Source organism: Tateyamaria omphalii, assembly GCF_014651375.1.
In the GTDB taxonomy this organism is placed as follows: domain Bacteria; phylum Pseudomonadota; class Alphaproteobacteria; order Rhodobacterales; family Rhodobacteraceae; genus Tateyamaria; species Tateyamaria omphalii.
This window is the reverse complement of record NZ_BMWT01000005.1, coordinates 120,274-143,744: the sequence shown is the minus strand read 5'-3', so window position 1 is coordinate 143,744 and position 23,471 is coordinate 120,274. Positions and strand designations below refer to the sequence as shown.

17 protein-coding genes are annotated in these 23,471 nt (G+C 60.2%); 8 read left to right on the top strand and 9 right to left on the bottom strand.

Annotation, left to right across the window (positions count from 1 at the left end):
• The first annotated feature begins 103 nt into the window (after positions 1-103).
• On the top strand, positions 104-1,315 hold the full coding sequence (locus tag IE087_RS17100; protein WP_229801437.1) for a multidrug effflux MFS transporter: 1,212 nt from the start codon (positions 104-106) through the stop codon (positions 1,313-1,315).
• Here the strand turns inward: IE087_RS17100 and mfd are convergent.
• Together mfd and IE087_RS17090 are read right to left on the bottom strand one after the other, a co-directional pair.
• Positions 1,312-4,761, bottom strand: coding sequence for a transcription-repair coupling factor (mfd, locus tag IE087_RS17095; protein WP_189370587.1), 3,450 nt, complete (start codon positions 4,759-4,761; stop codon positions 1,312-1,314). The two genes, IE087_RS17100 and mfd, sit on opposite strands and share 4 nt — an antisense overlap.
• Positions 4,762-4,827: 66 nt before the next feature.
• Positions 4,828-5,355, bottom strand: coding sequence for a component of SufBCD complex (locus tag IE087_RS17090; protein WP_189370586.1), 528 nt, complete (start codon positions 5,353-5,355; stop codon positions 4,828-4,830).
• Positions 5,356-5,495: 140 nt separating this feature from the next.
• On the opposite strand from IE087_RS17090, the gene hemB reads away from it, so the two are divergent.
• Positions 5,496-6,506, top strand: coding sequence for a porphobilinogen synthase (gene hemB / locus IE087_RS17085; RefSeq protein WP_189370585.1), 1,011 nt, complete (start codon positions 5,496-5,498; stop codon positions 6,504-6,506).
• A gap of 250 nt (positions 6,507-6,756) precedes the next feature.
• The gene (locus IE087_RS17080) at positions 6,757-7,323 is read left to right on the top strand and encodes a lipid-binding SYLF domain-containing protein (RefSeq protein ID WP_189370584.1); all 567 of its coding nucleotides are present in this window, start codon (positions 6,757-6,759) and stop codon (positions 7,321-7,323) included.
• A 78-nt stretch (positions 7,324-7,401) separates the two neighbouring features.
• Here the strand turns inward: IE087_RS17080 and IE087_RS17075 are convergent, their stop codons facing one another.
• Positions 7,402-8,280, bottom strand: a complete 879-nt coding sequence (locus tag IE087_RS17075; protein ID WP_373296536.1) for an NAD(P)-dependent oxidoreductase — start codon at positions 8,278-8,280, stop codon at positions 7,402-7,404.
• A gap of 101 nt (positions 8,281-8,381) precedes the next feature.
• Between IE087_RS17075 and IE087_RS17070 the strand changes: the two genes are divergently transcribed.
• The 3 genes from IE087_RS17070 (at position 8,382) to IE087_RS17060 (ending at position 13,025) form a co-directional block, all read left to right on the top strand.
• Positions 8,382-10,847 (top strand): penicillin acylase family protein, encoded by a 2,466-nt coding sequence (locus IE087_RS17070; protein ID WP_189370582.1) that lies wholly within the window; start codon positions 8,382-8,384, stop codon positions 10,845-10,847.
• Entirely contained in the window at positions 10,844-11,386 is a 543-nt protein-coding gene (locus tag IE087_RS17065) for a pseudouridine synthase (RefSeq protein WP_189370581.1), read from the top strand. Before IE087_RS17070 ends, IE087_RS17065 begins: the two co-directional genes overlap by 4 nt.
• Before the next feature lie 61 nt (positions 11,387-11,447).
• Entirely contained in the window at positions 11,448-13,025 is a 1,578-nt protein-coding gene (locus IE087_RS17060; RefSeq protein ID WP_189370580.1) for a pentapeptide repeat-containing protein, read from the top strand.
• A gap of 425 nt (positions 13,026-13,450) precedes the next feature.
• Here the strand turns inward: IE087_RS17060 and hflX are convergent, their stop codons facing one another.
• From hflX to trkA, 4 genes are all read right to left on the bottom strand, one after another.
• Complete coding sequence (hflX, locus tag IE087_RS17055; RefSeq protein ID WP_189370579.1) at positions 13,451-14,722, bottom strand: GTPase HflX; 1,272 nt, start codon at positions 14,720-14,722, stop codon at positions 13,451-13,453.
• Positions 14,722-14,961, bottom strand: a complete 240-nt coding sequence (hfq, locus tag IE087_RS17050) for an RNA chaperone Hfq (RefSeq protein WP_007119530.1) — start codon at positions 14,959-14,961, stop codon at positions 14,722-14,724. Before hfq ends, hflX begins: the two co-directional genes overlap by 1 nt.
• 128 nt (positions 14,962-15,089) lie before the next feature.
• Positions 15,090-16,637, bottom strand: a complete 1,548-nt coding sequence (locus IE087_RS17045) for a TrkH family potassium uptake protein (RefSeq protein ID WP_189370578.1) — start codon at positions 16,635-16,637, stop codon at positions 15,090-15,092.
• The gene (gene trkA / locus IE087_RS17040) at positions 16,637-18,013 is read right to left on the bottom strand and encodes a Trk system potassium transporter TrkA (RefSeq protein ID WP_189370577.1); all 1,377 of its coding nucleotides are present in this window, start codon (positions 18,011-18,013) and stop codon (positions 16,637-16,639) included. Before trkA ends, IE087_RS17045 begins: the two co-directional genes overlap by 1 nt.
• Before the next feature lie 147 nt (positions 18,014-18,160).
• On the opposite strand from trkA, the gene IE087_RS17035 reads away from it, so the two are divergent.
• Both IE087_RS17035 and IE087_RS17030 read left to right on the top strand, forming a co-directional pair.
• Positions 18,161-18,622 (top strand): hypothetical protein, encoded by a 462-nt coding sequence (locus IE087_RS17035; RefSeq protein WP_189370576.1) that lies wholly within the window; start codon positions 18,161-18,163, stop codon positions 18,620-18,622.
• 2 nt (positions 18,623-18,624) lie between these two features.
• The gene (locus tag IE087_RS17030; RefSeq protein WP_189370575.1) at positions 18,625-19,638 is read left to right on the top strand and encodes an ester cyclase; all 1,014 of its coding nucleotides are present in this window, start codon (positions 18,625-18,627) and stop codon (positions 19,636-19,638) included.
• A gap of 93 nt (positions 19,639-19,731) precedes the next feature.
• On the opposite strand, the gene ntrX is transcribed toward IE087_RS17030, so the two are convergent.
• Together ntrX and IE087_RS17020 are read right to left on the bottom strand one after the other, a co-directional pair.
• On the bottom strand, positions 19,732-21,144 hold the full coding sequence (gene ntrX, locus IE087_RS17025) for a nitrogen assimilation response regulator NtrX (RefSeq protein WP_189370574.1): 1,413 nt from the start codon (positions 21,142-21,144) through the stop codon (positions 19,732-19,734).
• A complete protein-coding gene (locus IE087_RS17020) occupies positions 21,141-23,381 on the bottom strand; it encodes a sensor histidine kinase NtrY-like (RefSeq protein ID WP_229801436.1) in 2,241 nt (746 codons plus the stop codon). The genes ntrX and IE087_RS17020 overlap by 4 nt, the downstream gene beginning before the upstream one ends.
• Positions 23,382-23,471: the final 90 nt, after the last annotated feature.

Here is a 23,471-nt window from a genome sequence, read left to right as displayed (position 1 = left end):
CCATTTGATAGATTTTCAACCGCAAGTCGTTGCCATTCTCGGTTTAGATGGTCAATGTGGCGCGCAATCGCGTCACAAGATGCCGAGAAGGGCTGTAACAACATTGACGAAACCCGAGGGACAACGACTGGGTAAAGTTGAATTCATCACCTTGATGGCGATGATGTTTGCGACCATTGCGTTTTCCATTGACGCAATGCTGCCTGCCCTGCCGTCTATTGCAGACGAAATCGCTCCGGGCGGTGTCGCACAAGCGGCGCTGGTGATGACCTTTTTTGTGATTGGCATGGGGCTCGGCACCTTTGTCACCGGCCCTCTGTCGGATGCGATCGGACGTAAACCCATTGTGTATCTCGGCCTTGCGGTCTATGCGCTTGGCGCAGTTCTCAGCTGGATCGCCCCGACGCTTGAGCTGATGCTTGCAGCGCGTGTTTTGCAAGGCCTCGGTGCTGCCGGTCCGCGTGTCGTGTCGGCTGCCATCGTCCGCGATCTTTATTCCGGGCGTGCCATGGCCAGCATCCTGTCGCTGACCATGATGGTATTCCTTCTGGTGCCAGCGATTGCACCGCTTTTAGGCAAGATCATCATGGACGCCGCAGGATGGCGCGCGATCTTCCCCGCGTTCCTGATCTTTGCCGTATTGCTTCTGCTCTGGTTCGGCATCCGCGTAAACGAAACGCTGCCACAGGACAAACGCCGCCCCCTGCGCTGGCCGCTGATGAAAGACGCTGTGCGGCAGATGTTTGCACACCGCACCGTACGCTTGTCGATTTACGTCCAGACACTGATGCTGATGATCCTGTTTTCCATCCTCACGATGGTTCAGCCGATCTTTGAAAAGTCGTTTGATCGGGCAGACAGTTTCCCGCTCTGGTTCGGGGCTATTGCCCTCGCTTCCGGCGTGTCCAGCCTACTCAACGCGGCCATCGTGGGCCGGTTCGGGATGCGCAGGCTGGTGACATGGGCGCTGACGGCACAGGTCATCATCTCAACCGTCTTCGTGCTGTGGATGATGTCCGACATGCCCGGCCTATTCTGGTTCTACATATTCTGGCAATGGGGCGTGATGTTTCAGGGTGGCCTAACGGTTGCCAACCTGAACGCCATCGCGATGGAGCCGATGGGCCATATCGCGGGCATGGCAGCGTCAGTGATTGGCGCCGTATCAACCGTTCTTGGCGCCGCACTTGCATCCCCCGTCGGGTTGATGTTCGACGGCACGCCTTTGCCCTTGGTGGCGACCGTCCTCATCGCATGCCTTATCGCGTCAATCCTAATGCAAATGATGCGCCGCGCAGAACAGGCGATTGCCTAGGCTTTCGCCTTCTTCTGCTGCATCACCTTCTCAGCCAGATCCCGGGCAATCGCGAACGCGCCCTTGATCTTGTCGCTGTCCTTCTTCCAATCCCGGCGCACGACGATCTTGTTGTCTTTGACCTTGGCCAAGCCGCGCTGATCCTGAATGAACTCAACCAGCCCTTGGGGTGAGGCGAACTTGTCATTGTGGAACTGGATTGTGGCCCCCTTCGGCCCACCATCCAGCTTCGCAATGCCCGCCCGCTTGCACATCGCCTTGATGCGCACGACCAGCATCAGGGTGTTCACTTCCTTGGGCAGCTTGCCAAAGCGGTCGATCAACTCGGCCGCAAAGCCTTCCAGCTCAACCTTCGTGGTCAGCTCTGACAGACGACGATAGAGACCCAGGCGCACATCCAGATCAGGCACATAGTCCTCTGGGATCAGCACAGGCACGCCCAGATTGATCTGGGGCGCCCATTGCCCGTCATCGTCGGTCAAGCCTTCCATTTCGCCCGCCTTGATCTTGCCAATCGCCTCTTCCAGCATGGATTGGTAGAGTTCAAAGCCCACATCACGCATCTGACCGGACTGTTCCTCGCCCAGCAGGTTCCCCGCTCCGCGAATATCCAGGTCTTGTGAGGCCAGCGTGAACCCAGCCCCCAGCGTATCGAGCGAGCCCAGAACGCGCAGCCGCTTCTCAGCCGTCGCAGTCAGCTTGGCGCGCGGTTTCGTGGTCAGGTAAGCATAGGCGCGCGTCTTCGACCGCCCCACACGCCCCCGGATTTGGTAGAGCTGCGCCAGACCAAACATGTCCGCCCGGTGCACCACCATAGTGTTGGCCGTAGGAATATCGAGGCCTGACTCTACAATCGTCGTCGCCAATAGCACATCGAATTTGCCATCATAGAACGCGTTCATGCGGTCATCCAGCTCACCCGCAGCCATCTGCCCATGCGCCACCACATAGGTCAGTTCAGGCAACTGGTCTTTCAGAAACTCTTCGATCTCGGGCAGATCACTGATGCGTGGCACAACATAGAAAGACTGCCCTCCACGGTAGTGCTCGCGTAAAAGCGCCTCGCGAATGGTCACAGCATCGAATTCGGACACGTATGTGCGGATGGCAAGGCGATCGACAGGTGGTGTCCCAATGATCGACAGGTCACGCACGCCCGTCAGCGACAATTGCAAGGTGCGCGGAATGGGCGTCGCCGTCAGGGTCAGCACATGCACATCCGACCGCATCTGCTTCAGCCGTTCCTTGTGGCCCACCCCAAATTTCTGTTCCTCATCAATGACTAACAGGCCAAGATTGTTGAACCGCACGCCCTTGGCCAGCAGCGCATGGGTGCCCACAACAATATCCGCCGTCCCCTTCGACATCCCATCACGCGTGGCCGATGCCTCCTTGGCACTGACAAAGCGGGAAAGCTGCCGCACTTCGATGGGGAAACCACGGAAGCGCTCCGCAAAACTCTTGTAGTGCTGCCGCGCCAGCAGCGTGGTGGGGGCAATGACCGCCACTTGTACCCCTGACATGGCTGCGACGAATGCTGCGCGCATCGCCACCTCGGTCTTGCCAAAGCCTACATCGCCGCAAATCAGCCGATCCATCGGCTGACCCGCCGTCAGATCATCCATCACCGCAGCAATGGCGTTGAGCTGATCGTCCGTCTCCTGATAGGGAAAGCGTGCCGCAAAGGCGTCCCACATGCCGGGGGGCGGCTCGAGGATCGGCGCCCTTCGCAACGCACGCTCAGCCGCAATGCGGATCAACCGATCCGCCATCTCGCGGATGCGCTCTTTCAGCTTGGCCTTCTTGGCCTGCCACGCGCCACCACCCAGGCGGTCCAGCAGCCCCTCTTCGTGACCGTACTTGGATAGTAGCTCGATGTTCTCGACCGGCAGGTACAGCTTGGAACGCTCGGCATATTCCAGCAGCAGGCACTCATGTGCAGCGCCCGCAGCCGTCACAACCTCCATGCCCTGATACCGGCCAATCCCGTGATCCACATGCACAACCAGATCGCCGGGTGACAGCGATTGTGTCTCGGTCAGGAAATTTTCGGCCCGGCGCTTTTTCTTCGGCTGCCGGATCAGCCGGTCGCCCAACACGTCCTGCTCGGAAATGACGGTCAGGCCCGGCGCCTCGAACCCATGCTCCAACGCCCAAACGACCAGATGCAGCCCACGTTTGCCAATACGTGTGGCGTTGGTAATCGGAACAACCTCGGCCAGCCCCTCATCCTCGATCAGACCGGTCAGACGCTCGCGTGCGCCCTCGGAATAGCTGGCAATGACAACTGGGCCATCTGCCAATTTCACTTTAACATGAGACGCCAAAGCACCAAAAAGGCTGATAGATTCTTGTTGACGCTCAGGTGAGAAGTTGCGCCCGATCCGCCCTCCGGCATCCGTCACCCCCGGCCCCGTTGCCTGAGGCAGCTGAGCCAAGGACAGCACGCGGAAACCGGCCACCGCCGCCTCCCACGCGGCATCGTCCAGATATAGGCCAGCAGGCGCTGCCGGTTTGTAGACCGAATCCATCTTGGACCGGTTTTCCATCGCCAAGCGCCGCGTCTCGTACTGGTCCTCGATGCTCACCCACCGCGCCAGCCGCGCCGGTGTCACCTGATCATCCAGCGTGATCGTCGCCCCGGGAAGATAGTCAAACAGCGTGTCCAAACCATCATGGAACAACGGCAGCCAATGCTCGGCCCCCTGATGCTTGCGCCCTGCACTTACCGCCTCATACAGCGGATCGTCCGTGCCAGCGGCCCCGAATTCCAACCGGTAGTTCTGCCGGAACCGCGTGACCGCTGCCTCATCCAGAATAACCTCGGAAACGGGCGCAAGCTCTATCACGTCCAGCTTTTCAGTCGTACGTTGCGTTGCGGGGTCAAAACGGCGCGCGCCGTCCAATACATCGCCAAACAGGTCCAGCCGCACTGGTCCAAGGTCACCGGGCGGATATATGTCGATAATGCCACCACGAATGGCATAGTCCCCGGGTTCCATCACCGTCGGGCTTTGCACAAACCCCATACGGACAAGGAAATTGCGCAGCGCGCTTTCATCCACACGGTTGCCAACAGTGGCCGAAAACGCGGCCTCCCGCAGCAGATCCCGTGCAGGCACCCGCTGGGTCGCAGCATTCAATGTGGTCAGAAGGACAAACTGCTCTGGCATTCCATGCACAAGCGCCGCGAGTGTCGCCATTCGCTGAGCCGAGATGTCGGCATTCGGCGACACGCGGTCATAGGGCAAACAATCCCAACCCGGGAAAACCAGCACCGGCATATCGGGGGCAAAGAACCGCAGCGCTGCCTGCATCGCCGCAAGCCGCTTGTCGTCGCGGGCCACATGGCAAACCGGTGCGCCCTTGGACACTTCCTGAAGGATCAGCCTGGCGTCAAACCCCTCGGGTGCGCCGGACACGGTGATATGAGTCTGCTCGGGCATGGGCGGCATTTCACTCGGCAGGGAACGGGATCAAGAGGCCTTCAATTGGGTCTTTCGCCCAAACTGTCAACCGCCGAATGGGCCAATAGACAGGTTCTGGTACATGCCCCACAGGGCGGTGATGAAAATCGACACCATGCCGATGGCCTGCACAATGGTCCGATGACGGGTCAGGCGGCGCCACAGCGCCTCTCCCGTCGCCTGCTCATCTTGGATCAGCCGCGCGGTAGACAGGTTCAGCGCACCCACCATGCTCATGGGAAAGCCCAACAGGAAAAGAGCCTGCGCGAACTCAACGCTGTAGACAAAACCAAGCAGCGCCAGCCCGGTCAGCAGAAAACAGGCAAGGCCCAGCAGCCACAGCCCGGACACGCGACCGATAAACAGCAGACGGTTCGTGTTGATACGGATCAGGTCTTCCAGATCTTCGGCGGCCTGCCCCCCATGACGGCGCGCGCGGGCCACCATGTCATAGGGCACACCCAGCACCCAATGGCTTGCCGTTGACCACACGACCGCCAGCGCGATCCAGAACCACAGGTTCGAGAACGAGCGCATGTCGATCAACTCAAATATCGTGTCGTACCAGTCCACGCGCTGTCCCGTCGTCCCGTATGCCGGGCCCTGTTGCCTGTGTTGACGCCTCTCTTAGCGCGGGTGTGACGCAGTGCCTAGACTTGGCAAGGTCAAAAATCCATGTCACCCATGCACTGTCACTCAAACCGGACACCTTCATGCGCCCCACCCAAGCCCCCTATCCCGCCACACGCCTGCGCCGCACCCGCCAAAGCCCCGCAATCCGCGGCCTCGTGCGACAGAACACGCTGACGGTAGATGACTTCATCTGGCCGATCTTCGTGCGCAGCGGCGAAGGCATCGAAGAACCCATTCCCTCCATGCCAGGTGTCATCCGGCGGTCGGTCGACAAGGTTGCGGACGCCGCACGCGAAGCCGCAGATCTCGGCATCCCGGCCATCTGCATCTTTCCCTATACCGGGCTGGAAGAACGGACCGAGGATTGCGCCGGGGCGTGGGACCCACAAAACCACGCCAACCGGGCGATCCGCGCCATCAAACGGGCCGTGCCAGACATCGCCATCATGACCGACGTCGCCCTCGACACCTACAACATCAACGGCCATGACGGTTTCGTCGAAGACGGCGAAATCGTAAATGACCGCACGGTCGAAGCGCTGGTAAAAATGGCGCTGTCCCAGGCCGAGGCTGGTGCCGACATTATCGGCCCCTCCGACATGATGGACGGACGCATCGGTGCGATCCGACAAGCCCTCGAAGGCGCCAGCCATCAGAACGTGATGATCCTCAGCTACGCCGCCAAATACGCCTCGGCCTTCTACGGCCCCTTCCGCGACGCAGTGGGCGCATCCGGCGCCCTGACAGGTGACAAGAACACCTACCAAATGGACCCCGGCAACTCGGACGAGGCCATGCGACTGATCGAACGAGACCTCAAAGAAGGCGCTGACATGGTCATGGTGAAACCGGGCCTGCCCTATCTCGACATCTGCCGCAGGGTCAAAGACAGCTTCGGAGCCCCCACCTTTGCCTATCAGGTGTCAGGCGAATACGCGATGATCAAAGCCGCAAGCGCCAATGGCTGGGTCGACCATGACCGGGTGATGATGGAAAGCCTGATGGCCTTCAAACGCGCAGGCTGCGACGGCATCCTGACTTACTTCGCCCCTGCGGCGGCCAGGCTCCTGAACACAGGCAAGTCCACCTAAACGCCGAGGGCTCCGCCCATGCGAACCTCAAAACACCGCCCCACGGTGTTTGCCGTTACGCAGAAAGGTCCGAATTCCCTGTTTCAAAAAATCCCCAGGGAGGCCGAAGGCCGGGGACAGAGCACCCAAAAAGCACGGCAGAAACCCGCGCACCCCTGACCACCTAGTGACAGCCAAGTGCAATCGGCGTATATTTGCGCACAAGCGCGGCCAAACCGCGCAAAACCAAGAGCTATACAGGCGGTTCAAAATGAATACGAATGGGATCTCGCGGCGTGCATTCGCCGCAGGGGCGCTGGCCAGCACGGGCGTGTTGGCGGCATGTGGAAACGGTGTTGGCAGCCGGGGCAGTACTCTGATCGACGCACGGGTCGATGCAACGCTTAACGAGATGTACCGCGCCTACCCGAACACAGTCGACCTGGCACAAAAAGCCAACGGCATGCTGGTCATGCCGCTGGTCACCGAAGCAGGGCTTGGCTTTGGCGGCGCCTATGGACGCGGCGCGCTGCGGGTCGACAACGCAACGGTCGACTACTACTCGATGGTCAAGGGGTCAGGCGGACTTCAGATCGGGGCTCAGCAATTTGCCCACGTGCTGTTTTTCATGACGCCCGAAGCTCTTACAGAATTCCGCCGCAGCCCCGGCTGGGCGGCGGGCGCTGACCTTGAATACGTGGTTTCGGATCAAGGTGATGGCGTGGCCGCAGACACCACCACAGCCCTGTCACCTGTGCTGGCCGCGGTCTTTGCACGCGCGGGCCTCCGCCTCGGCGCCACACTCGAAGGCACCAAGTATACACGGATCATACCCTGACTAACGGGTCGGTGGGCGGGCGCTTTTGCGCAGCAAACAGTGCCGCCCATCGACCTTCCGGGGTGAACCGACCGGGTTTCACCCGATGTTACGCAGCCGCTTGAACAAGCTGGACGTGTCCCAACGCCCGCCCCCCATCTTCTGCACATCCTTGTAGAACTGATCGACCAGCGCCGTCACCGGCAGACTGGCTCCATTCTCGTTCGCAGTCTCCAGACAAATGCCCAGATCCTTGCGCATCCAGTCTGTTGCAAACCCATGATCAAAATGATCGTCCAGCATGGTCTCATACCGGTTCGACATCTGCCACGACCCGGCCGCGCCCTGTGAAATCACCTCAACCACCGCGCGTCCGTCCAGACCCGCTTTCTCGGCAAAATGCAGCGCCTCTGACAGACCCTGCACCACACCGGCAATGGCAATCTGATTGCACATCTTCGTCATCTGGCCTGCGCCACTCTCACCAATGCGGCGGCACAGCTTGGCGTAGGCTTGCATGATCGGCTCGGCCCGGTCATAGGCGCCCTGATCGCCACCGCACATGATGGAAAGCTGGCCGTTTTCGGCCCCGGCTTGCCCACCCGAAATCGGCGCATCGACAAAGCTGACCTGCTTGGTATCGGCTGCCGCATACAGTTCTGCCGTCACCTTGGCCGACACGGTTGTGTGATCGACAAAAACGGTGCCGCTGCCCATCCCGGCAAAGGCACCATCATCGCCCAGGCAGACAGACCGCAGATCGTCGTCATTTCCAACGCAGGCCATCACGAAATCTGCGCCCGTCGCAGCCGCACGCGGTGTGGTCGCCATCGCGCCACCATGGGCATTCACCCAATCCTGCGCCCGCGCGGCGGTGCGATTATACACGGTGACCTCGTGCCCGGCCTTTTGCAAATGCCCCGCCATTGGTGCACCCATCACGCCCATACCCAAAAATGCCAGTTTCGCCATCGTGATCCCTCGTCTCTTTGCGCGGCCTACGGCTTGCGCTTCCGTCCATGCCTACCTAACAGTCGTGGCCCAAGGGTCAACGTAACAGCGCACAGGGGGCGGACAGAATGGCAGTGGTGTTTCAGTGGCTTGTCCGCCTGACCGCAGCGCTGATCGTGCTGGCCGTTCTGGGTGTTGGCATGGTCTATTACCTCGCCTCCCGCTCGTTGCCCAACTATGATGCCCGCGTGCGCGTACCCGCCATCTCGGCCCCGGTCGAGATTGTGCGCGACAACGCCAATGTTCCTCATATCTTCGGAGAGACGGACACAGACGTTTTCCACGGCCTGGGCTTTGCCCATGCGCAGGACCGCCTTTGGCAGATGATGATGCTGCGCCGCACAGCCCAGGGACGGCTCAGCGAGTTGTTTGGCACCACAACTGTCGATATCGACAGCTTCGTTCGACGCCTCGACATTTATCGCCTCTCGGTCCAATCCGTCGCCGCACAGGACCCGGCCACTCTTGCAGCGCTTGAGGCTTATGCATCGGGGGTTAATGCCCGCCTCGACCAGATCAATGCCGAGGCATTGGGACGCGGCGCGCCCGAGATGTTCCTGTTCAACACGCCCCTTGCCCCATGGCGACCCGCAGACAGCATCGCCGTGGCCAAGTTGATGGGCCTGCAACTGTCCGGGCATCTGAGCGAGGAAGTGTTGCGCGCGCGCATGTCGCTAGCGCTTGACGATCCTGCCCGGTTGGCCGACATCTTGCCCGATGTTCCAGGCGAAGGCATCGCCAGCCTGCCGGAATATGCCACTCTCGTGCCGGGCGTTGAGCCTGACTACATGGTTGCCGAAGCAGACCCGCATCCGCTGTCCCCTTTCAGGCCGCGCGGATTTGCCGGGGCGTCCAATGCCTGGGCCGCCGCCACTGCCCGGTCCGCATCGGGTGGAACGCTGTTGGCAAATGACCCGCATCTGGGCTTCTCGGCTCCCGCAATCTGGTATCTTGCTCGATTGGAACTGGCGTCCGGTGGTGTCATCGGCGGAACAATTCCCGGGATGCCCGTGGTCCTGACTGGACGTTCCGACCGGCTTGGATGGGGTCTGACGACCGCCTATGTCGACGATCAGGATGTCTTCATAGAGGAATTGAACCCGGAAAACCCCTCGCAATACCGTACGCCAACCGGCTGGAAAGAGTTCGAGTCCCGCGACTCCATCTTGCAAATTGCAGACGAGGACCCGGTGACACTGACCCTGCGCTGGACCGACAATGGCCCGGTCCTGCCCGGAAGTGTCCGCAGCCTTCGCACGGTCACCCCACCCGGCCACGTGGCAGCGCTCAGTTGGACAGTGCTCAGCCCGCGCGACACATCCATAAGCGCGGCTATGGGTATCATGACCTCTCAAACCGTGGCCGAGGCGATAACCGCAGGCGAAAAACACATCGCACCTGCCCAGAACATTACGCTTGTCGACCGCGCATCCATCGCGATGAAAACCATCGGCGCAATCCCCAAACGTGACGCAAACCACCAAAGTCAGGGCCGCTTGCCCTCGCTCGGTGCGCGGGCCGAGAACCGCTGGCAAGGGCGGATGGCCTACACCTCCAATCCCGGCTTCGTCTCTCCCGTGGGGGGTATCCTTGGCAACACCAACAACAAGACCGTCGACCGCCCCTTCCCCAACCATGTCAGCTTTGTCTGGGGCGACACCCAACGTGTCCAACGCTGGCGCCGCCTGATGCAGGCGCGCGAAGTTCATACCCGCGACAGCTTCATAGAAGCGCAGCTCGACACTGTCAGCTTTACCGCACGTTCACTGCTGCCCCTGATCGGCGCCGAACTCTGGTTCACCGGCGAAGCCGCCAATGCAGGCACTCAGGAACGTCAGCGTCAGCGCGCGCTGGCCTTACTTGCCGAATGGAACGGCGAAATGAACGAACACTGGCCTGAACCTCTGATCTATGCTGCTTGGTTGCGCAAATTGCAGGACCGTTTGATCCGCGACGAGCTTGGCCCCATGGCCGACACGCTCACCCATGTCGAACCGCTCTTCATCGAACGGGTCTTCCGCAATGTGGATGGGGCCGGGATCTGGTGCGACGTACGCCAATCCGCCCCGGTCGAAACATGCCCCGACATGGCCCGCCTCGCGCTCGACGACGCATTGCTCGAAATCAACGAAACCTATGGCAGTCAATTGGAATCCTTGCGGTGGGGTGACGCCCACCAGGCCACCCACGACCACCAGGTGCTGGGCGAAGTGCCAATCCTGCGCTATTTCGTGAACATCCGGCAAAGCACATCGGGTGGCGACAACACGCTCCTACGCGGGCTGACCAAGGGCACCGGCCCCGACCCGTTCCAAAATGTGCACGGCGCAGGTTATCGCGGCGTCTACGACTTCGCCGACCCGAACTCCTCGGTCTTCGTGATCTCGACAGGGCAATCCGGCCACTTCCTGTCCCGCCACTACGACGATCTGGCCCAGCTCTGGCGGCGCGGCGAATACATCCCCATGTCCTTGGACGAAGGGCTCGCACGCGCCGCGGCCGTGGGGGTCACTCGGCTCGAACCCCTGCGATGACGACAATCCTGTTCAACAAACCCTTCGGCGTTCTGTCACAATTCACCGACAAAGGCACCGAAGGCTCCCCGCGCCCCACGCTCTCCAACTATATCGACGTGCCGGGCGTCTACGCGGCAGGCAGGTTGGACCGCGATAGCGAAGGGCTGATGGTGCTGACCAGCGATGGCAAACTGCAGGCCAAGATCGCGCACCCGAAATACAAAGCGCCCAAGACCTACTGGGCCCAGGTCGAAGGCACGATCACGGACGAAGCTCTCACCCAACTGCGCGCGGGCGTCACGCTCACGGACGGCCCCACGAAACCCGCCAAGGCGCGCGCCATAGCACCCCCGAACATCTGGGAGCGCGACCCGCCCATCCGCGTCCGCAAATCCGTTCCCGAAAGCTGGCTGGACCTCACACTCACGGAAGGACGCAACCGACAAGTACGGCGCATGACAGCCCATGTCGGCTTTCCCACGCTGCGGCTGATCCGGGTTCAAATCGGCGATTGGCGCCTTGATGATCTGCAACCGGGCCAGTGGCGCATGATCTGAGGTCTTGGCAGCACGCGATGCTCTCGCTTAGGCTACACGCATTTCAAGATCGAGCCTTTCGATGAAACGCATAGTCTTTTTGCTGATTTGCCTTGCCTGTGCGGCCGCGGGTTTTGCCGCCAAAACCGCGCTGGAAAACGAAGACATCGCAACCGCACTGCGGAACGCGGCACCGACAATCGCTGCACTGGCCCTCGCACTGCTTCTGACCATCGGCCTCGCCCTTCTTGTCGCCAATGCGCTTCTCAAACGCTGGCTCCGCAAGCGCGGCGTAAATCCCGCCATGGACAACGCCGAAATGGTTTCGGCTCTCGTCGACCATTTCACGACACCCGAAGGCATTTCAAATCCGACCGTCGAGGACCGCCGCACCGCCGCGCTTGTGAACCTTGGCCTGCTTCTTGTCCGACGGGGTGCCAGTGAATTCTACTTCCGCATCACCGTTGCCATCGTGGCGGGCCTTGCCGGGGCGGCAGGTCTGTATCTGACCTACGAACTGAACAAACTCACCCAAGAACAAAACCGTCGGATCGTATTGCAAACCGATGCAAACATCGCGCAAAGCGTTTTGCTTGAATCCACCCGCCGCGCCGCTCTGTCCGACGATCTTCGTGCCATTTTGGATGCCTCCATTACGATCCGCAACAGCGCGTCACAAACCTGTAGTCAAGGCGAGGTGCCCTTCGGGTGCTCCATGCCAAGCGAGGCAGGCAACGGTGCAAAACTCCACTTTATGAGCCGATCCATGTTCGATCAGATGAACAGGTTCGCCCAGCAAAGCACGCCGTATCGGATCGCGATATCATCTTTCGAACCGCTGGACTTCGAACAACCGCTGCGGGGACAGTTCAGATTCCCTCTGCTCAGTCCTGAACGTGGGCGCCTGCTCCAAGCGCTCGTGGCTCAGCAGACTTATGTGGGTGGCATAGATTTCTCCTACGCACAATTGACGGCCAGTAACCTGACAACGGCCAATCTGTCAGACGCCAACCTACGTTATGCGGATTTTGAAAGCGCGATTTTGACCGAGTCCTTTCTTGTGGGCGCCGACTTTTCAGATGCCAACCTGTCCGGCGCCAATCTCGCCTCCAGCAAGGGACAGGGCCTGAACTTCACACGCGCGAACCTCACCGGCACATCTTTCAACCAATCAGAGCTGCTCCAGCCCATTTTCCCTGACGCCATACTCGCCAGAGCTGACCTGTTTGCGGCAGAGATGCCCGGTGCATCATTCATGCGCGTGGATTTCACCGATGCAGATCTTGGACGTTTCGTCACCAAGGGAAGCACATTCAACTTTTCAAACCTTCAGGGCGCCAAGTTCAACAATGCCTCGATCACAGAGTCGTCCTTCCTCGAAGTCAATTTCACGCGCGCACACTTGTATCAAAGCCGGTTGGAAAACGTGGATATCTCGCGCACAGATTTTCGGGGCGCAAATCTGAACGAAGCAGAATTCGTCGATGTGCAGGTAAGCGGCGCGAACTTCACCGGTGCGTCGTTCAACGGTTTTCGCCCGTCACCTGCATGGGCGTGGCGCGATCAACCGCCGTTGGGCTGGCCCGAGGATATTGAGCTTACGCTGTGCGACTATGTCGATGGCGCGTCGAGGGCCTTCAAACCAGACGATTGTACCTGACACCTGAACAGCGCACGCTTTGCTAGAGTGTTCTGCGTGCCCAGCCCCGCGAAATCGGCTCGGAACACTCCGGCAAACCATCTCGACATCCGCGCAATTCAACTTGGACTACAACTTGCGAATTCGACGTTATCGAACGGGATCGCCGCACGCCGTTGCGTGGCAGCACGCATCACGTCTGACATAAGAATTTTTTACGTGAAACTCACGTGTTAACTATTTTTGTTAACCACTTTCCCCCGCCAATACTAAAATGTGCAGTTTGCGCACCAAAATGCGCAGATTCAGGAAATCGCCCTGTTATTGGGGACCTTTGCGATCTTTGAAAATGCGCAGTTTCAAACCTGAAATATGCAGTTTTGGATGATCACGCGCCCCCAAGTCATCATGAGATGCCCGCGTTAACACAGCGCACTCAGCCGCGCTTACAGCCCCTCGAACCGCGCCTTTTGGATCGTCGTCCAACGCACATCGAACTCGAAACCGTCTTCGCCCTGACGCTCGGCTTGCACCACATCCTGCTCGAACAACCATGCCCGTTTGCGCCCCTCAGCATAGGGCAGCAGCACGGTCTCTTCTGTCACTGCGCCCTGCAATGTCTCGGCCACGTTGGCCAGCAGGGCATCAATTCCCTCGCCGGTGATTGCGGACATGGTGAACACGTCGTCTTCACGATCCGCACGGGCGCGTGCGGCGTCGGCCTCATCATCTGACAACAGGTCGATCTTGTTCCAGACCTCGACCATTTCACGGCCTTCTCCCACGCCCAGATCCGTCAGGATCGTGCGCACGTCCTCGGCCTGCGCCTCAGTCTCGGGATGCGAGATGTCGCGCACATGCAGGATGATGTCGGCCGCTAGAACCTCTTCCAACGTCGCGCGAAAGGACGCCACCAGCTCGGTCGGCAGGTCCGAGATAAACCCCACTGTGTCCGACAGGATCACCTCGGGGCCGTCTTCCAGCTCCACCCGCCGCATGGTCGGATCCAACGTGGCAAAAAGCATGTCCTTGGCCATGACATCCGCACCCGTGAGCCGGTTGAAAAGAGTGGATTTTCCGGCATTCGTATAGCCCACGAGAGCCACGATAGGGTACGGCACCTTGGCCCGGGCAGCACGGTGCAAGGTGCGCGTCTTCACCACTTTGTCCAACTGCCGACGCAGACGCACCAGCTGCGTGTCGATGGCGCGCCGGTCCGCCTCAATCTGTGTCTCACCGGGGCCACCCACGAACCCCAGCCCACCGCGTTGACGCTCAAGGTGTGTCCAGGCGCGGACAAGGCGCGTGCGCTGATAGCTGAGCGCCGCCATCTCCACCTGTAGCACCCCTTCGCGGGTGGCGGCGCGGTCACTGAAAATTTCAAGGATCAGGCTGGTCCGGTCGAGCAGCTTGACCTTCCATGCCTTCTCAAGGTTGCGCTGCTGTACGGGCGTCACCGGCCCGTCGATCAAGACAAGCTCGACGTCAGCGTCCTTGATACGTTCGGCCAGTTCCTCAATCTTGCCGGACCCGAACAAGAGGCCCGCACGCACACGCGGCAGCGGCACAATTTCACTACCCACGACCTCCAGCTCGGGCAGTGCATGCGCCAAAGACACGGCTTCAGCCAGCGCGAATTTCGCTTCACGCCGGTCCGGATTGGATTTGATATCGGGATGGAGCACCCAAGCGCGGGTGAACTCCGGCTGCTCACCCATCAAGAAGCGTCTTCGCCCTCATAGAGGCTGATTGGCTGGCTGGGCATGATGGTCGAGATGGCGTGTTTATAGACAAGCTGGCTCTGTCCATCCCGGCGCAACAGGACGCAGAAGTTGTCGAACCACGTGATAACCCCCTGCAATTTCACACCATTAATCAGGAAGATGGTCACGGGCACCTTGGTCTTGCGCACGTGATTCAGGAACGCATCCTGCAGATTCTGTCGGTCCGAAGCCATGTCGGTTAACCCTTTTTTTCTTGCTAGGCCTGCGGATCAGACCATCCCTCCGGGTGGAGTATGTCTTGGGGCTTGGGAAGATTCCAGCCCAAAAAACAGTCCGTTACGGACCTACTGCAAAGCCCCGCCTACCCGCGCCACAAATCCGGTGTGAAAAGAGCGATGATCGCAAGCGTCTCCAATCGTCCCAAAACCATGGCCGCCGTAAAGATGGCCTTGGCTGCATTGTTCAACTCGATCAATGCGATTGGTGCATCCGTCGCGACGCCCAAAAGTGGTCCCGTGGTCGAAAGACCCGAAACCGCAAGGACAAGCGACGTGTCAAAAGCCACCCCGGTCAAGGTCAGAAGCATGGTGATTAATGCGAGCGTCAGCGCAAAAAGCATGAAGAAAATCCATGCAATAAACGCACCGTCCTTTTGCAACCGTCGCGCGCGCGGCCCCGCGCTGCTGACAGATGAGGGATGCACCAACCGCTCCATCTCACGCACACCGTTGCGATAAAGTGCAAACACCCTCAGCAACTTGACGCCCCCAGCAGTGGTTGCAACGCCCCCGCCAATCAAGGCCAACCCCATCAGCAACAAACCCGGAGTCTCCAGCCCGGACCACGCCTGCGCGTCCACCCAGTTTGCCGAGGCAAACCCGGTTGTGGTCAGGAAAGACAGAACCGTGAACGCACTGCCCCACAGTGCGCGCCCGGCATCAGCCAAATCACTTTCAGCGTCCACGTCAAACGCCCCAAGGAAGTGACGCAGGAACAGGAAAACAGGCACGGCGATCACCACCGCAACACCGATGCGAAACTCGGGGTCTTGAAACAATCCACCCGATTCTGCTGTGGTCGTGTCCGTCGAAAAGGTCAGGCGTGACAGGGCAAACAGCATGAACAGCAGCATCACCGCCTCGCCTGCCATGCCTGACCCGGCGCGCTCAAGGCCCCCGACCGGCGAAATCCCCGACGTCGCCAAGATCGCCATCGCATGGCACAACGCGACAAGGCCGGTCTCTCCCCCCACTGCCAAAAGAACCCAAAGCAGCATAGTCAACCCGGCATAAATCGGGATCAGAACGGCGGACACCTTGGCCAGACGTTCCCGAACCTCGGGGGTGGTCATACCGATGTCACGGCTGGCGCTGCGTCCAGGTTCAGCCCGGGCCGTCACTTCGAAACCACCCAGGTTTAAAGGCGCTAGAATGGCCGACGCCGCCACCCACATGACCATCCCGCCCAACCAGCCGACAATCGACCGCCACAAATGCAACGTGCCATTCAGCCGCTCCGGGTCGTCGAACATGGTCGCACCCGTCGTGGTGATGGCGCTGACCATCTCAACATACGCGTTCAGAAACGTGGTCGTGCGCAAACCTTCATAAAAAGGCACCGCCAGAATGACCGGCAAAACAACAAAAGTGCTCATCAGCGACAGCAGCGGGCCAAGGGTGCCATGGCGAGGATCCCGCCCCGCATGGGCCAGACCAATCAGGGCAAAGGTCACCAAGCCCAGAACACCCGAATACAGAAAGGCGCGCGCCGCGACGAGGTCACGCACAATGCCGCCATAGACCGCTGGCACCAGCATTGCGGCCGAAAACAGGCCAACCAGCAATAGGAACAGCGGCAGCTGCAAAACAGAGGCCCAAAACGGTTGCCGCGGTTGCGCGCGCCCTGACATCAGAAAAAGTCGATGGACACCTGCATCAGGCGCTCCACCTCTGGCACGTCGGTGGCCAGCGCAAAGAGAGCGATCACATCGCCCTCGTCGATGCGGGTGCTGCCCACGGGTCGGATCACATCATCGCCCTTGCGCACGGCCCCGACCAGAACCCCTTCAGGAAAATCAATCTCGTTGATCTTCTGACCCGCCAGTGGCGAGGTCGACAACACCTCAGCTTCGATCACCTCGGCATCCGCATCCCCAATGGAATAGACCGAGCGCACGCGCCCATGCCGGATGTGACGCAGGATGGACGATACGGTGGTGGCGCGCGGGTTGATGTAAGCGTCAATGCCAAGGGGGCCCATCATCGGCACCAGGGTCGGGTCGTTGATCAAGGCGATGGCATAAGGACAGCCCTCGGCCTTGGCCCGCACGGCAGCCAGCATATTGGTCTTGTCGTCATCAGTCACCGCCAGCATCGCATCGGCCCGCGACACACCCGCTTCGGCCAACAAGGTCACGTCCAGACCGTCGCCGTTCAGCACGATGGTGCGTTCCAAGGCCTCGGCGGCCAGTTCCGCACAGCGGCGATTGCGCTCAATCACCTTGGCGCGCACGCGGCTTGCACGCTGTTCAAGGGCGCTGGCCACGGTCAGGCCAACATTACCCCCACCCACAAGAACCACGCGTTCCTGTTTGCGCATGGTCTTGCCAAACACTTCCATGGTGCGCGGCACGTCATCCACATGGGCAAAGACATAGGCTTCGTCGCCCTCGAACAATTGGTCCGACGCTTCAGGGGCAAACAGCACCCCGTCCCGCCGCACGCCAACAACGACAACGCGCAAGGTCGAAAACAGATCGGTCAGCTGGCGCAAAGGCGTGTTCAACACCGGGCAATCGGCGTCCAACGCGATGCCCAGAAGCTGGGCCTGCCCATCAATGAAAAGCTCGGTGTCGAAGGCCGCGGGCGCACTCAGACGCTGCAAAGCGGCCGCTGCTACCTCACGCTCCGGCGAAATCACCACATCAATCGGCATGTGGTCACGACGGTAAAGATCGGAATAGATGGCGGTCAGATAGGACTGGCTGCGCAGACGCGCGATCTTGCGGTTTACCCCGAAAACGGAATGCGCCACTTGGCAGGTGACCATGTTCACTTCATCTGAATACGTCGCCGCAATGACCATATCGGCGTCCCGCGCGCCGGCACGTTCCAAAACGTCCGGATAGCTGGCAAAGCCCGCTACGCCCTGCACATCCAGTGTGTCAGTGGCCCGACGCACCAGATCGGGGTCATTGTCGACCACCGTGACATCGTTGCGCTCACCCGAAAGGTGGCGTGCAATCTGCCACCCCACCTGGCCAGCCCCGCAGATGATGACCTTCATCCATGTCCCCGTTTTGACGCGCCGCATCGCGGCACATTCAGCCTCTTTGCATGACAGACGGGGCGCAGAGGGTCAACGTTTGCGCAAAACCTGCCGAAGCGTCATTCGTGAATTGTCAAATCTGGCTGGCTTGGGCAAGATTGGGCCATGCGCGCCATCATCACCCTTATCGCACCTCTGGTCCTGTCCGGCTGCCTGCCGCTGTCGACCTACTATGCGGAAGGCGTCAGCTTGGCCCAGTTCGAGCGCGACAACACCAATTGTGACGTGCGTGCCGTGCGCGACGCACCTGTTGCATCTCAGGTCCGTCAGGGGGCGCCGATCTATGTGCCGCGACGGGTCTGCAAAAAGGACGGGCATTGCTACAGCCGCGGCTACTGGATCCCCGGAGATGTCTATACCGTTGATGCCAACGCCAATCTGCGTGCCCGGGTCAAGGCACAGTGCATGGATGATCTTGGCTACCGGCCCGTCGAAATTCCACAATGTACCCAAGGGGTTGCAAACGCCGCCCCGCCCGGTCCATCTACCGTCCTGCCCCGGCTCAATGCCCGCAGCTGCGCCATTCGGACCGGCGATGGCCGGTTCCGCATCGTTACCCAAGGATAATCATGACAACTGATCTCGCCCGGGCCAAAGCCGTCGTGCTGGCCCATCACGCCGCCCTCGGGCGCGCCGAACCCGGATGCTGCGCAACTGCACTTTCACTGCATTTCCTGCCTGACACGCTGTGGCGCGGGATGCACCCCTTCCATGAGCAACGTGGTCCGCAAGCGGTCGCAGACACGTTCTGGTCCCCCTTCTTGACCGCTATGTCCCGTGTGCAGCGGCGTCAGGACATCTTCTTTGCCGGGCACAACCATCTCGACGAAGGTGGTGGCACATGGGTTGCCTCCATGGGCCATCTCATGGGCCTGTTCGATGTGCCCTTCCTCGGCATCCAACCCACACGCAAGATCGCCATGGTGCGCTACGCCGAGTTTTCGCGTGTGGAGGGGGATCGGATTGTCGAACAGGCGTTGTTTGTCGATCTGTTGCATCTAATGGCACAGGCGGGTCAGTACCCCCTGCCCGGCATGACGGGCGCCCAACTGGTTCAGCCCGGACCGATGACACATGACGGCTTACTGTTCGATGATCAGGACCCGGCTGTCGGTCAGGCAACGCTCGACCGTATCCACGCAATGATGGACGCGATCACACAGGCCAACACGACCGAGAATCCGCCCCTCCCCCAAGACGAACTGGCCCGCGACTGGCATGATGACATGATCTGGTGGGGACCAACGGGCATCGGAGCCACCTACACCATCGACCGTTACATCGAACAACATCAGCGCCCATTCCGGACGCAGCTTGGGGATCGCACCTTTAACGGCCACATCTGCCGCATGGCTGAAGGGAACTACGGTGGTTTCTTTGGCTGGCCTAACCTGACAATGGAATGCACAGGCCCATATCTGGGACTACCGCCCTCGGGCAAAAAAGCAGACATGCGGGTTGTCGATGTCTACCGTCGTGACGGGGACAGGCTGGCTGAGAACTGGGTGTTTATCGATATTCTGCATTTCCTGAACATGCAGGGGCTGGACGTTCTGGCCCAACTGAATGTGCGCAAAGGTTAACGCGATTTAACCTTTGCGATTCTCAAGAGGTTGATTTTGTTATATTTTACAAATCTGTCCCCGCGGGGACAGATTTTGGGCTTCGGTTGCAGCTTAGCTTACCTGCGCCTCTTCCTCATCCAGATGCGCCACGCGCGCACCCGCCTTGGACGAGGTCACAACCCCCAAAGACTTCAGCTTGCGGTGCAAGGCCGACCGTTCCATGCCAACGAAGTTCGCCGTCCGGCTGATGTTCCCACCAAAGCGGTTGATCTGGGTCAGCAGATACTCCCGTTCAAACGCTTCCCGCGCCTCGCGCAGTGGCAAGGTTGCAAGCGCACCGGACAGAACTACACGGCCCTCTTCACCGGCAGGCTCCTCAGAACCGGGCAGCTCTTTGGAATCAATGGGTCCGGTTCCGTCGCCAAGGATCAAGACCCGCTCGACCATGTTCTTGAGCTGCCGCACGTTGCCCGGCCAAATCATCGTCTGCATCAAAGCGGCGGCATCTTCGCTCAGTTCGCGCTTGGGCAGACCCTGTGCGGTGTTGCATTCCTCGATGAAGTGCTCGGCCAGAACCGGAATATCCTCCCGCCGTTCTTCAAGGCTTGGCACCGCAATCGGCACCACGTTCAGACGGTGATACAGTTCCTGCCGGAACGTCTCGGCTGCAATGGCCTCTTCCAGATCCCGGTTGGTGGACGAGATCACGCGCAAATCCACACGCACCTTGTCGTTGCCACCCACCCGTTGGAATTGCTGGTCCACAAGCACACGCAGGATCTTGGATTGCGTACCGATAGGCATGTCCGCAACCTCATCGAAATAGATCACGCCCCCATGCGCCTGCTCCAACAGGCCGGGCTCAACACCACGCTCGCCGCCCTCTTTGCCGAACAGAACCTCTTCCATGGTCTCAGGCGCGACGCCCGCGCAATTCACGGTGACAAATGGCGCGTCGGATCGGTTCGAATTGGCGTGGATGTAGCGCGCGGCGACCTCCTTGCCCGAACCGGCGGGGCCCGTCAGCATCACGCGACCATTCGACTTGGTCACCTTGTCGAGTTGGGACGTCAGTGCCCGGAAACTTGCAGACGTGCCGATCATCTTGGCTTGGGCGACTTCCGGGCGGCGCAGGCTCTGGTTCTCGCGGCGCAGGCGAGATGTTTCCATCGCGCGGCGGATGACGACAAGCAACTGGTCAATATTAAAAGGCTTTTCGATGAAGTCGTAGGCGCCCTGCTTGATCGCGGCCACCGCGATCTCGATGTTGCCGTGACCCGAAATGATGACCACCGGCACACCCGGATTGTCCCGCTTGACCGCCTTGAGAATGTCGATCCCGTCCATCCGGCTGTCCTTGAGCCAGATGTCGAGGATCATCAGCGCTGGTTCCTCCGCCTCAATCTCGGCCATGGCATCGTCGGAGTTCCCGGCCAGCCGGGTCGTAAATCCTTCGTCTTTGAGGATATCCGAGATCAGCTCCCGGATGTCCCGTTCGTCGTCTACGATCAGAATGTCACTCATACTGCTTCCTCTTCCTCAACTGCTGGTGCGGATGCCATGACAGGCAGCGTGATCACGGCCATGGCTCCACAATGGGTTTGGCCCTCGAACGGGGCCGCGTCTTCGAGGGTCAATGTGCCCCCGTGTTCTTCGATGATCTTCTTGACGATGGGCAGGCCGAGGCCCGTGCCTTCATCGCGTGTCGTCACATAGGGTTCAAACAGGCGCGCCCGATCTTCGGGAAGGCCGATGCCGTTGTCAGAGATGGTGATTTCAGCACCGATTGGGCCCGTCTTCATTGCCACTTCAATCCGTGCGACATGCCCATCGGGAACGCCTTTTTTGTTCAAACTTTCAATTGCTTCCCCGCCGTTCTTCACGAGGTTTGTCAATGCTTGCGAGATCATCGTGGCATCGACCTCAGCATGAACGGAATGGTTGGGTAAATCGGCCACGATCTGCACGCCCGGTTGGCCTGATTGTTGCAGGACTACGGCATCCTGCACCAGTTTCGTCAGATCGTGGCTCTTACGGTCGGGCTCGGGCATACGCGCGAATTTCGAGAATTCGTCGACGATGCGCCGCAGATCCCCGGTCTGTCGCACAATCACATCGGTCATCTGTTCGAGGCTGTCACTCTCTTCACCCACTTTGGGGCTGAACTTGCGCTTGATACGCTCTGCGCTGAGTTGGATGGGTGTCAGCGGGTTCTTGATCTCGTGTGCAATGCGGCGGGCCACGTCACCCCACGCAGCCATCCGCTGCGCCGACACCAGGTCCGTCACGTCATCAAAGGCCACCACATACCCTTCGAGCTGCCCTTCGACACTGCGCCGTGTCGCCATACGGACCAGAAGGTTTTCGAGGCGTCCACCGCGCGTGACCTTGACCTCACCAGTTGCCACCTCTTGCGGGCCAGCCTTGAGCAACGCAAAGAGTGCGGCAAATTCGGGCACTGCCACAGCGAGCGGCACCGCTTCGCGCCCCTCTTGCCAGTTCAGAAGCTGTGCGCCTGAACGGTTCACAAAAGTGACCCGCCCGCTCGCGTCCACCCCGACGACCCCGGAGGTGACCGAGCTGAGCACTGAATCAAACAGACGCCGCCGCCGCTCGATTTGTTCGGTGTTGGCCAGCAAGGTGTGACGCTGACCTTTGAGTTGTCGGGTCATCTGGTTGAAGTAACGGCCGAGCATGGCGATTTCGTCATCACCCTCTTCCTCACGCACCTGTACGTCGAGGTCCCCGGCCCCGACCCGTTGCGCGGCACCCGTCAACCGTCCAACTGGGCCGGACAGCCTTTCAGCGAACCACAGACCCAACCAGATCGCGGCCAGAATCAGGATGACGGCAAACCCCAGATAGAGGAGGCCAAACTGGAACAGCACGGTGCCCCGTTCACTTTCAAGCTGCTGATACAGCCGCACTGTTTCTTTTGTTTCGTCCAGCAAGGACAGAATTTCGCCATCCACCTCGCGGCTGACATACAGAAAGCGGTCCACGTAGCTGGCCAATGGAACAAGCGCGCGGAATTCATTGTTGGTCCAGTCCTGAATAACCAACCCACCGGTGTCGATGGATTGAGAGATCTGGTCGGTCGTTGGCTGTTCGAAATCAAAGAGGTAGGATCTGTCGCCTCGCGCGCGCAATTCCCCTGTGCCATCGACAAGGAATGCTTCGCGCAGGCCCCGTTGCACCTGCACCTGCCCTTCGCTGAGCACCTCGCGGTCCCCGACAATCTGTGCACCACGCACGGTATCGATGTAACGCGCAAGTGCGCGTGCGTCTGTGATCAGGTCGGTGCGCTGTTCTGATTCGTAGGCTTCAGCCGCGGCAAGTGATGCCCCAACCACGCGGCTGACGCGATCAGAGAACCACCCCTCAAGCCCGATATTCACAGTCAGGCCTGCAAACACCGCCACCGTCACAGTCGGAATCAGGGCCAGCACCGCAAATACTGCTGCAAGCCGAAGGTGCAGGCGCGATCCTGCCGACTTTGCCCGGCGCGCCGCGATAAGTCGCGCGATTTGCGACAGGATCAAAGCGCCGAGCACAAGCACATAGACAAGGTCAGCAAGCAGAACGAGGCGCAAAGACAGGGCGTTTGCGCCCTGATCAAGCGGCCCAAGAACGAGAGATGTGGCCAGCGCGAGGACAGGTCCAAGCAGGACGAGACCCAACGTCGCCGCGTTGCGCACCCGTCTGCGTCGCCGCAGACGGCCCAGCGTCAACCACCAGCTGGTGCGTGTTCCGGATGCCACGTGGCCCGACCTCGATGATGTGGCACCTTTGGTGCCGTACCGCCATATCCAGTGATCCGGGGGACAAGTGCGCCCCATCGGCCACGGGTT